The organism is Enterococcus malodoratus (genome assembly GCF_027659535.1).
GTDB classification, from domain to species: Bacteria; Bacillota; Bacilli; order Lactobacillales; family Enterococcaceae; genus Enterococcus_A; species Enterococcus_A malodoratus.
Genome location: NZ_JAQDPG010000018.1, coordinates 39,580 through 49,496, shown reverse-complemented (window position 1 = coordinate 49,496; position 9,917 = coordinate 39,580). Strand labels below are relative to the sequence as shown.

General features: G+C 40.4%; 10 protein-coding genes. 7 read left to right on the top strand and 3 right to left on the bottom strand.

Features of this window, described 5'->3' with window-relative positions:
* Positions 1-155: 155 nt before the first annotated feature.
* Positions 156-509 (top strand): iron-sulfur cluster biosynthesis family protein, encoded by a 354-nt coding sequence (locus PGP85_RS20595; RefSeq protein ID WP_010743207.1) that lies wholly within the window; start codon positions 156-158, stop codon positions 507-509.
* A gap of 23 nt (positions 510-532) precedes the next feature.
* Here the strand turns inward: PGP85_RS20595 and PGP85_RS20590 are convergent, their stop codons facing one another.
* Both PGP85_RS20590 and PGP85_RS20585 read right to left on the bottom strand, forming a co-directional pair.
* A complete protein-coding gene (locus PGP85_RS20590) occupies positions 533-1,153 on the bottom strand; it encodes a flavin reductase family protein (RefSeq protein WP_010743208.1) in 621 nt (206 codons plus the stop codon).
* A gap of 10 nt (positions 1,154-1,163) precedes the next feature.
* Positions 1,164-2,138 (bottom strand): ring-cleaving dioxygenase, encoded by a 975-nt coding sequence (locus tag PGP85_RS20585; RefSeq protein ID WP_010743209.1) that lies wholly within the window; start codon positions 2,136-2,138, stop codon positions 1,164-1,166.
* 125 nt (positions 2,139-2,263) lie between these two features.
* On the opposite strand from PGP85_RS20585, the gene PGP85_RS20580 reads away from it, so the two are divergent.
* On the top strand, positions 2,264-2,911 hold the full coding sequence (locus PGP85_RS20580; protein ID WP_270329098.1) for an HAD family hydrolase: 648 nt from the start codon (positions 2,264-2,266) through the stop codon (positions 2,909-2,911).
* Positions 2,912-3,001: 90 nt separating this feature from the next.
* Here the strand turns inward: PGP85_RS20580 and apf are convergent, their stop codons facing one another.
* Entirely contained in the window at positions 3,002-3,613 is a 612-nt protein-coding gene (apf, locus tag PGP85_RS20575; protein WP_270329097.1) for an aggregation-promoting factor, read from the bottom strand.
* Positions 3,614-3,991: 378 nt separating this feature from the next.
* Here apf and PGP85_RS20570 point away from each other — a divergent pair, with 378 nt between their 5' ends.
* From PGP85_RS20570 to lacD, 5 genes are all read left to right on the top strand, one after another.
* Positions 3,992-4,978, top strand: coding sequence for a LacI family DNA-binding transcriptional regulator (locus PGP85_RS20570; RefSeq protein WP_270329096.1), 987 nt, complete (start codon positions 3,992-3,994; stop codon positions 4,976-4,978).
* A gap of 283 nt (positions 4,979-5,261) precedes the next feature.
* The gene (locus tag PGP85_RS20565; RefSeq protein WP_270329095.1) at positions 5,262-6,665 is read left to right on the top strand and encodes a L,D-transpeptidase family protein; all 1,404 of its coding nucleotides are present in this window, start codon (positions 5,262-5,264) and stop codon (positions 6,663-6,665) included.
* A gap of 288 nt (positions 6,666-6,953) precedes the next feature.
* Positions 6,954-7,685, top strand: coding sequence for a GntR family transcriptional regulator (locus PGP85_RS20560; protein ID WP_010743214.1), 732 nt, complete (start codon positions 6,954-6,956; stop codon positions 7,683-7,685).
* A gap of 12 nt (positions 7,686-7,697) precedes the next feature.
* Positions 7,698-8,870 carry an SIS domain-containing protein gene (locus PGP85_RS20555; protein WP_251865779.1) on the top strand — a complete coding sequence of 391 codons (1,173 nt, stop codon included), beginning with the start codon at positions 7,698-7,700 and terminating at the stop codon, positions 8,868-8,870.
* A gap of 22 nt (positions 8,871-8,892) precedes the next feature.
* Complete coding sequence (lacD, locus tag PGP85_RS20550; RefSeq protein ID WP_090402977.1) at positions 8,893-9,900, top strand: tagatose-bisphosphate aldolase; 1,008 nt, start codon at positions 8,893-8,895, stop codon at positions 9,898-9,900.
* Positions 9,901-9,917 lie beyond the last annotated feature (17 nt).

Below are 9,917 nucleotides of genomic sequence, written 5' to 3'. Positions count from 1 at the left end.
GGTAGTAGCGCATGACTGTTAATCATGATGTCGTAGGTTCGAGTCCTACTGCCGGAGTTCTTAAGACAATCCATTATGGGTTGTCTTTTTTTGTGAGCAAAGTATTTAGCTGATTGGTGGAATCGTGCTATGCTTTATTTGAGGTGATGAGAATCATGTATATAAATATTGCAGATGAATTGGTAAAACGACTTGAGAAGTATCAAGATAGCCGAATTGTTTTAGACTTGGATGACGGTGTAGGCCGATACTCTAAATCAGGTAGTTGTGCGCTAAACATTAGCTTTCGTTTGTTAATCTTGGATAAGGATCAAGACGATTCAGATTATACAATGGATGTTGAAAGTACGATCGGTAAAATCTCGATCAAAGAACATTCTAAACTGTATTTGGAGGATGAGATGTCTTTGATCTTTGATCCACGGATGTCTTTGATTAAACTAAAAGGTCCTAGCGGTATGATTGATGGAAATGTGCAAATTATTGATCTACGTGAAAATAAGGAGTGAGCTCAAACGAGCCCACTCCTTATTTATTTTGGTCTTTTGAGATCCAGCGTTTTTGCGATATGACTGTAAGTATTGCCGGCCAATCGTGCTAATGGATCGAATGTTAATGAGTTGATATATTCTTTTTCCTGATTGATAAGCGTCTCTTTAAAATGATAATTCAACACTTCCAAAATAAACAGGTCGCTGATGATTTTCTCGTGATGATCTTTGACTGGGATATATTGATGCAGCCGAACCTCAAAACGAATCGGTGCTTCACCAATAGCTGGTACGGCAACAGCTTGACTATCTAAAAGTGTGAGACCACTATCAGATAGTTCGCTCTCGTTAGCGGGCAAGCTGGCAGAGGATTGATTCATTTCCGCTAATACACTATCATCCACAAGATGAATTACACCCTCATTTTGCTGAAGCAGATTACGAGCAGTATCTTTCATCTTTTGATCATTTCGATTGATTGAGAGACTGACTAAAGGTAAATCCTTCGCAACAACATTGAAATAGCTAAAGGGAGCAGCGTTTATGACTTTTGTCTCTTGATCAATTGTCGTGATCCAAGCAATCGGTCGTGGAATGACGCTGCCAGTCAAAAACTTATAATTCTGTTTAGTTGTTAGATCTTTAGCGGAATAGAAGAGCATGGTTTCCTCCTTATTGACGTTTTTTATTGGCATCAGATGTATCAAAGGGGCGAACATATTCTTCGATTTCTTCGCGTTTTGATTGTAGATGAGGCGGTAAGGATAAGATCTCTCCTGCATTATCATAGGTTTCATCTTGTAAGAAGCCTGGACCATCTGTTGCTAATTCAAATAAAACATTTGGTGCTGCTAAGAAGTATTCAGATTGGAAATAGAAACGATCGACAAAGCCGGAGTTTGGAAACTCTAAAGCATTGATCTTCTCGATCCAATCGCGAAGTGCCTCGTCATCAGCAACACGCAAAGCTAAATGATGCACATTTCCATAGCCTTCTTGTGCTGGAATCATGTCGGGCTGATCGTCTACAATAATTGTAGCACCATTTCCGCCTTCGCCAACTTCAAATTGATGAAGACTATCTTCAGCGGCCGTTTCTTTGAATCCTAATAAGTTTTCTAAAACTAGTTTTAAATGTTCGAATTTTGCTACGGTTACGATCGTTGGTCCTAAACCAAAAATCGCATGTTCAGCAGGAACATTTGAATTCTTCCAAGGAGTTCCGCCAGCGACACCGTGATTTTTTTCATCTGAAACTAATTGGAACAACTGATCGTCATAATCGTGAAATTCTAGATACTTTTTACCAAAGCGTTCTTTGATTTCACTATGAGCCACGTTTAAATCTGAAAAGCGCTGTGCCCAATAAGCTAGAGAAGCATCCGTTGGAACCCGGAAGCCAGTCCGAGAGATACTATTTGTCCCTTTCGTTCCCTTTGGAATTTGTGGGAAGTCAAAAAAGGTCATGTCTGTGCCAGGAGCACCGGCATCATCGGTAAAGTACAAATGATAGGTTTCGATGTCGTCTTGGTTGACGGTCTTTTTAATCATACGCAAGCCTAAAATATCCGTAAAGAAGCGGTAATTTTTTTCGGCACTAGAAGTCATTGCTGTAACGTGGTGTAATCCGCGAATTTGTGTGTCCATAATAAATTCCTCCTAAAAATTCTTACTAAAAGTAAGTATATGTGGAATAAGTTTTTTTAGCAAGAATATTGCCTTGGGTTGATATTTGTTAAAGGAATCAGTAGGATGGGGACAGGAGGTAGATGATGAAGAAGATTGTTTTATTTGATTTAGATGGTACCTTGACGGATTCCAGTGAAGGAATTTTGAATAGTGTTCGTTATATGCTGGAGAAAAAAGCACTGGAAGTCCCTGATTTAGCTACGCTGCATACTTTTATTGGGCCGCCGCTGGATGAAACGCTGAATCATCTTTATGGGTTGAATAAGGATGAATCGCAAAAAGCGGTCGAAATCTATCGTGAATACTATGCAGAAAAAGGAATTAAGCAGTTAGCTGTGTATCCGGGGATCGAAGAAATTCTAGAGGCGTTGTCGGCAGATTATGTTTTAGCGATTGCCACCTCAAAACCAGAATTTTATGCGAAGAAGATCCTAGCAGACGTGAATCTTTCAAGCTATTTTACGGGGATTTTCGGAGCGGACTTAGCTGGAGAACGTTCAAAGAAGACAGATGTGATTGCTTATGCGCTTGAGCAGCTAGAGGGCGACTCGGCTGTAATGATCGGCGATCGGAAATTTGATATCATTGGTGCTAAAGAGAATCACTTAAAGAGCATCGGTGTTTTGTATGGTTTTGGCGATCTGCAAGAAATGACGGATGCTGAGGCGGATAAAATCGCAGCAACGGTTGAAGAGATTCCAGCCGCAGTCAACCGTGTTTTTTCAGATTGATAGAGTCTTTCATATTGCGTCTGAGCTATGTTAATCAAACGTAACCAAAAAAAATCCCTCGAATGAGGGATTTTAGTCTATTTATTCGACTTAGTACCAGCCGTTTGCTTGCCAGAAAGCTTGAGCGCCTTCCCATGATCCATAACGAGAAGTTACATATTGGTCAGCTACACGTTCTTGGTTAGCTGCAGAGTAGTCACCATTTAAGTAAGAAGCTGATAATTGGTAACGTCCGATGTATTGACCGTTTGTTGCAGTATAAGAACCGCTAGATTCGCGTTGTGCGATCCATTCTTTAGCTGAGCTGGTATTTGCTGGTGTTGAAGCTTCAGCAACAGGGGCTGCAGCTTGTTGTACGGGTGCCGCTTGTTGAGCTGGGGCTGCTGTTTCTTGAACAGGTGTTGCTGCTTGTGCAGGAGCCGCTTGCTCTTGGACAGGAGTCACTGTTGTGTTTCCTTTAGCGTCCGTATCGATTGTTAAGTTTTGACCTTCGATAATCATGTCAACGTTAGAGATATTGTTTTCTTTTGCAATGGAATCAACTAAGCTGTTGTCGCCAGCAAATTTGATTGAGATTTTTGATAACGTATCACCAGATTTAACAGTGTAGTTTTCTGCTGCATGAGCATCGCTTGTTCCTAATGCAAATGCTGCACCGGCTGTAAGTAAAGTCGTAAGTACTAGAGTTTTTCCAAGTTTCATTATGTAAATTCCTCCAAAAAAGTTTTTTGTTTTTTTAAATCAGTCATTTCGACTACGAGACATACTTTACCATCGTTTTGTATTGCATGGGTTATAAACCAGTGACAATAGGTTACAGAGTAATGTATAAATGTAACAACTTATCACCGAAATGGGACTTTTGAAATACTTAATCTCTATTAAGAATAATTGAAAAGAGCTAGTTGATAAGGATTTTGAGCCCTATTCTGAACGCCCTTTTTTGAAAGCGCTAGTAAAAGTTGCAATGTTGAAATTCTGCTGTAAAAAATCAGAAAATTGAACCGAGAAAAAATCGGAAAAACGACCAAATATTTCTTAAGAAAAGGTAAACGAAGAAAACAATGTGCGAGGTGAATTATGAAGATTACGATAAAGGAAGTAGCGCAAATGGCGGGAGTATCGGTCACAACGGTATCTCAGATCATCAATCAAAAAGGCGGGCGCTTTAGCGAGGCCACGAAACAAAGAGTGCTAAAGGTGATTGAGGAGCAGGAGTATTCGCCCAATTACTTTGCTTCAAATATTATTGCGAAAAAATCCAAGACGATCGGTGTGATCGTTCCTGATTTTTCGGAACAATTTGCAGCGGCTATCTTAAAAGAAATCAAACATCAATTAGAGAAGCAGGGGTACTATCTAATTATTTGCGAGTCCGATCATGAATTTGATAAAGAGCAGGAATTATTAAATCAGCTGGCAAACATTGCGGTTGAAGGTATTTTATTATTTACGCCGAATGATTATCAGGACAAGAAGCTATTTAAAAATGGACGCTTTCGAGATATTCCAGTAATTTTTGCCGATCGTGGTCTGAATGATGGGTTTTATGGGACGATCAAGATTGATGAGTATTCGGGTGTCTATCGAGCCATTGAGTGGCTGCTTGCTCAAGGGCACCGAAAGATTGGTCTGATAATAGACAATTCCGAGCACTATCATTTGGCAGAACGCTTTGAAGCTTATCGGCAAGCGTTACTAGATTGTGGCCTATTAATAGAAGAAAAATATATTAAACAGATGCCTTTAACTATTGCAGGAGGCTATCAAGGGGCCTCGGAATTATTAAATGAGACAGATGTTAGTGCCATTTTCTGTTGTGATGACATGGTAGCCATCGGCTGTTATCAAGCAATTTACGATAGTGGGAAAATAATGGATCAAGAGATCACCGTTGTCGGTTTTGATGGAGGAGAAGTTACACAGATCGTACGACCGCAAATTAAGAGTGTTCACCAGCCTTATAAGAAGTTAGGCAAGGCCTATGCCGAAAAGATCCAGATGGCCATCGATCAGCCTGAACGTAGAATGGATGATCAGCTATTTCATGTTTCATTCATAACTTAATAGTAATGAACAAACAAAAAAAGGATACTATATTCAGTCTTACCTTCGCGATCACCTAATTATTTAAAAGCTATTTTCGAATACTAATTAGTGGAAAATATCGAGAAAAAAATTTTTCTTCCTCGAAAATCGCCATATTCACTAAAAAAATATAAATTATAGAACAATGGCCGTTACTTTTTTGGTAGAATATGATGGTAGCAAAAGGAATGGCCTTCTCTAGGCAGTTGGGTGGCTGCTGTGAAAAGACCGATTTTAATCAAGAAAAGTGAGGGTATGTTTTTTGAGAGGGTTTGAGACCGATTTTTTTCAAGATAAAAAGAAAAAAATCATTATTATCAGTTTGGTAGTTTTACTTGTCGTTGTTAGTTTCTATTCATTTAAAAGTATTCAATATGCAGATCGATTGTTGCCTAAAACCAAGGTTAATAGCATTAATGTCGGTGGACTGACCATCAATCAGGCCAACAAAAAAATAAAAGCAAAATTTTCAGAAGCGCCATTTGCCATTCGTTTAGATAATACTTCGTGGAGGAACATCAAGCGAAGCGATTTGGGTTGGCAGAAGGATCACGTGAAAGAGCTTGCTGGGATCAAGCAGCAGCAGAATCCATTTGCTTGGGGATTGCACTTTTTCACAGGGAGTCAGCATCAACTTTCTAGTACGTATGATCAAGCGCAAGTTGATCAACTAGTGGAAGGTTTAGGAATGGAGATTCTTCAAAAAAATGCGACGCGGATTCCCACGAAGAATGCGACGATCGAATGGAAGAAAGACAATTTCGTAATCGTTCCTGAAAAACAAGGAACGACGATTGATGTGGCGGCCGCACAAAAGGCTTTGAGAAAGAACTTGGAAAATGGCAAAAATTCATTGAACGCGGAAAATTATTACGCGCAGCCGATTTTAACAAAAAAGGACAGCGGACTAAGAAAACGGAAAGCTGAAATGAATCAATTGGCTAAGCTAGAGGCGGTTTATACGATCAGCGGCAAACAGGTGAAAATTTCTACTGACGAGCTGCGCAATTGGCTTACGATAAACGAGCAGAAAGAAATATCGTTGAATCAGGATGAAGTGACCGCTTATCTAACGAAACTGAATGAAGAGTATAATACGAAAAATAATCCTACACAATTTAGCAGCACGCGCCGGGGAAATGTTGCTGTGCCCGTTGGAATCTATAGTTGGTCGATCGATATTCCAGCAGAGGTCAAAGCATTGTCCGCTCAAATCTTGGAAGGACAAAACTTCAGCCGAGTTCCGCTGGTAGAGAGTGATGTGCCAAATGTGCAGACGAATATCGGGAATACTTATGTAGAGGTGGATTTGCAAAATCAATACATGTGGTATTACAAAGATGGAAAAGTGAATTTTGAGACTGACATTGTCAGCGGGAAACCTTCGACACCGACGCCGCCAGGCATAAATTACGTGACCAGTAAATCAACGGATCAGGTTTTGCGGGGATTGAATGATGACGGCTCAAAATATGCCAGTCCCGTACGTTATTGGATGCCGATTGATAAAACAGGTGTTGGGATTCATGATTCTGATTGGCAATATGCTTATGGCGGGGACCTGTGGTTGTATCGAGGGTCTCATGGCTGTATCAATACTCCGCCAGCTAAAATGGATGAATTGTACCCAATGCTGGAAGTAGGAACGCCGGTTCTTGTTTTCTAATGAAAAATAGAGTTGAAGTGCTGACCATTTGGTCGGCACTTTTTTTGTACTTAATTGAGTACCACTACATGCAACTGGTATTAGATTTTTGATTCGTTTAGTCCAAAAATAAGAACAGAAGAGAAATTCCGAATCTCTGAGAAAAGGATTTTCGACACATGAAACCTTTTTAAATCAATGATTGTTAAATATTGATTCTGTTTCTAAAATTTTTGTATTGACAAACATAAAAAAACCACCTTACCATTGGGTTGTGGTTATAACCAGTTATGAAGGTAGGAAAATCCCATGGAAAATGCGTTTAAAAACAAAGCTTTGTATCATCAACTCGTTGATTTATTGAAAAAACGGATGGAAACGAGCATGATTCCTCATGATAAGTTGCCCTCTGAACGAGAATTGACAACACAATATGGAGTTAGTCGGACGACGGTTCGCTTGGCTCTGCAGGAATTGGAAAATGATGGTTATATCTATCGTCGTCATGGAAAGGGCACCTTTGTTTCTGATCTCAAAAAGGACGCCGCGGATATAGCTGGAGCGTATAGTTTTACCGAGCAAATGAAGAGTCTGGGACGAAATCCAGAGACTAGAATTTTATCTTTTGAAAAAATCGAGGCAGACAAATTTATTTCTCAGCATCTTAATCTGTCATTAGGTGAAACCGTCTTTAAGTTGAGCCGGCTGCGTAGTGCCGATCGGGAACCATTAATGATCGAGGACAGCTATTTACCGGTCAAATACTTCTTAACGTTAGACGACCAGCTTTTACGCAGCAAGCCGCTATATGATCTTTTTTCAGAGGATTTCGATCAAACAGTCCGTTTAGCCGATGAAGAATTGTATGCCAGTGTCGCCGCGAAAGATGATGCGAAACAATTGATGATTCCAATCGGAGCGCCGGTTCTTCATTTGGCCCGTCAAACCTACAACATGAAAAATGAAATTATTGAATTTACTTTGAGTGTCGCTCGTGCGGATCAATTTCATTATCAGATTCGCCATATTCGAAATAGTTAGGAGAGTTGCAGCATGTTTACCGTAGAAAAAGAAAAATTAGAAGAATTAGGTGCGGAGATCACGACTCGCGAGATCCGTCAGCAACCAGAATTGTGGGAAGAAACCGTTGGACTTTATCAAGCCGCACAATCGGAACTAGAAAACTTTTTAGCAGAAGTTAAAAAACAAGCACAAGGCAAACGTACACGGGTGATTTTCACTGGTGCAGGTACGTCACAATATGTCGGCGATACCGTAGTTCCTTATTTGCGCAAACATGGCGATCGTCAAACCTTTAGTTTTGAAAGTATCGGTACCACGGATATTGTGGCAGAACCGGAAGAATATTTGATTAAGGAAGAACCGACATTATTGGTTTCATTTGCCAGAAGCGGGAACAGTCCTGAAAGTATAGCGGCTGTCGAGGTTGCCGACCAAGTGGTTGATACGATCCATCATCTATCGATTACCTGTGCGGAAGATGGAAAATTGGCTCAAATCAGCAAGGAACAATCGAACAGTTTCCTATTATTGATGCCGGCTCGTTCGAACGACGACGGGTTCGCGATGACAGGTAGTTTTTCTTGTATGACTCTAGGAGCGTTGTTGACCTTTGATCAAACCGACTTAAAAGAAAAACAACAATATGTTGAAACCCTAATTTCATTAGGCAAAGAGGTTATTGCTCGCGAGACTGAGATTGAAAAGATTGTTGAACTGGATTATGAACGAATCGTTTATGTCGGTTCAGGAAGTTTAGCTGGATTGACCCGAGAAGCGCAATTGAAGATTTTAGAATTAACAGCTGGCAAAATAGCGACAGTTTTCGATTCATCAATGGGATTCCGTCATGGGCCTAAATCCTTCATCAATGAAAAAACAGTGATGTTCGGCTTTGTTAACAATGATCCGTATACACGTGATTATGACTTGGATGTCTTAGAAGAAGTTCATGAAGATGAAATCGCTTCCGGTGTCTTTGCCATTACCCAATCAGGTAAACGTAATTTCTCAGGAAACAAATTTGAATTTTCAACAGATGCACAATTATTGCCCGACGGCTATTTAGCCTTAGCAGATGTCATGGTGGCACAGACTGTAGCATTATTGACTTCAATCAAAGTGGCAAACAAACCTGATACCCCGTCACCAACAGGAACGGTTAACCGTGTCGTAAAAGGCGTAACGATTCATGAGTACAAGTAAGAGTCAATTGGGAGGAAGAACCATGCTTACATTAACAGCAGGCAAAAAGGCGGCGATGGATCGCTTATCAACAAAAGAGGGAATTATCAGTGCTTTGGCGATCGATCAGCGTGGTGCGTTGAAGAAGATGATCAAGGCATTAGACGCAGAACCAACAGATGCACATATTGAAGGATTCAAGGAATTAGTCTCCAGTGAATTGACCCCCTATGCATCATCTATTCTATTAGATCCGGAATATGGCTTGCCGGCAGCTAAAGCTCGTCATGAAGATGCAGGTCTATTATTAGCCTATGAAAAAACCGGCTATGATGCGACGACACCAGGTCGTTTACCAGATTTATTAGCGGATTGGTCTGTTTTGCGTTTGAAAGAACAAGGAGCAGATGCGATCAAGTTCTTGCTTTATTATGATGTCGATGAAGATCAAACGATCAATCATCAAAAGCATGTTTTTATTGAACGATTAGGCAGCGAGTGTGCGGAAGAAGACCTGCCATTCTATTTAGAATTGGTTTCTTATGATGCTCAAAATAGCGATGCCGGCTCATTGGAATATGCCAAAGTAAAACCACATAAAGTCAATGAGATGATGAAGGAATTTTCGAAACCGCAATACAAAGTGGATGTCTTGAAAGTCGAAGTGCCGGTCAACATGAATTATGTCGAAGGGTTCGCAACAGGTGAAACAGCTTATACCAAAGCAGAAGCCGCAAACTATTTCTTAGAACAAAGCCAAGCGACAGATTTGCCCTTCATTTTTTTGAGCGCTGGTGTTTCAACAGAGTTGTTCCAACAAACGTTAGTCTTTGCTAAAGAGGCCGGCTCAACATTTAACGGTGTTTTATGCGGACGTGCTACTTGGAAAAATGGCGTGAAACCTTACATCGAATCAGGTGAAGCGGCTGCTCGTGAATGGTTGCAAAAAGAAGGTCGAGAAAATATTGAAGGCTTGAATAAGGTTCTAGCCCAAACGGCAAGTTCTTGGTTCGAAAAAGTTCAAGTCGCTGAAGAAGCCGTCATGAAATAGAATATCCAGCTAGATAT

Coding starts and splice junctions, on each gene's coding strand:
- PGP85_RS20555 (WP_251865779.1), top strand. CDS start 7,698: ATGTTTACCGTAGAAAAAGAAAAATTAGAAGAATTAGGTGCGGAGATC.
- apf (WP_270329097.1), bottom strand. CDS start 3,613: ATGAAACTTGGAAAAACTCTAGTACTTACGACTTTACTTACAGCCGGT.
- PGP85_RS20585 (WP_010743209.1), bottom strand. CDS start 2,138: ATGGACACACAAATTCGCGGATTACACCACGTTACAGCAATGACTTCT.
- PGP85_RS20560 (WP_010743214.1), top strand. CDS start 6,954: ATGGAAAATGCGTTTAAAAACAAAGCTTTGTATCATCAACTCGTTGAT.
- lacD (WP_090402977.1), top strand. CDS start 8,893: ATGCTTACATTAACAGCAGGCAAAAAGGCGGCGATGGATCGCTTATCA.
- PGP85_RS20590 (WP_010743208.1), bottom strand. CDS start 1,153: ATGCTCTTCTATTCCGCTAAAGATCTAACAACTAAACAGAATTATAAG.
- PGP85_RS20595 (WP_010743207.1), top strand. CDS start 156: ATGTATATAAATATTGCAGATGAATTGGTAAAACGACTTGAGAAGTAT.
- PGP85_RS20570 (WP_270329096.1), top strand. CDS start 3,992: ATGAAGATTACGATAAAGGAAGTAGCGCAAATGGCGGGAGTATCGGTC.
- PGP85_RS20580 (WP_270329098.1), top strand. CDS start 2,264: ATGAAGAAGATTGTTTTATTTGATTTAGATGGTACCTTGACGGATTCC.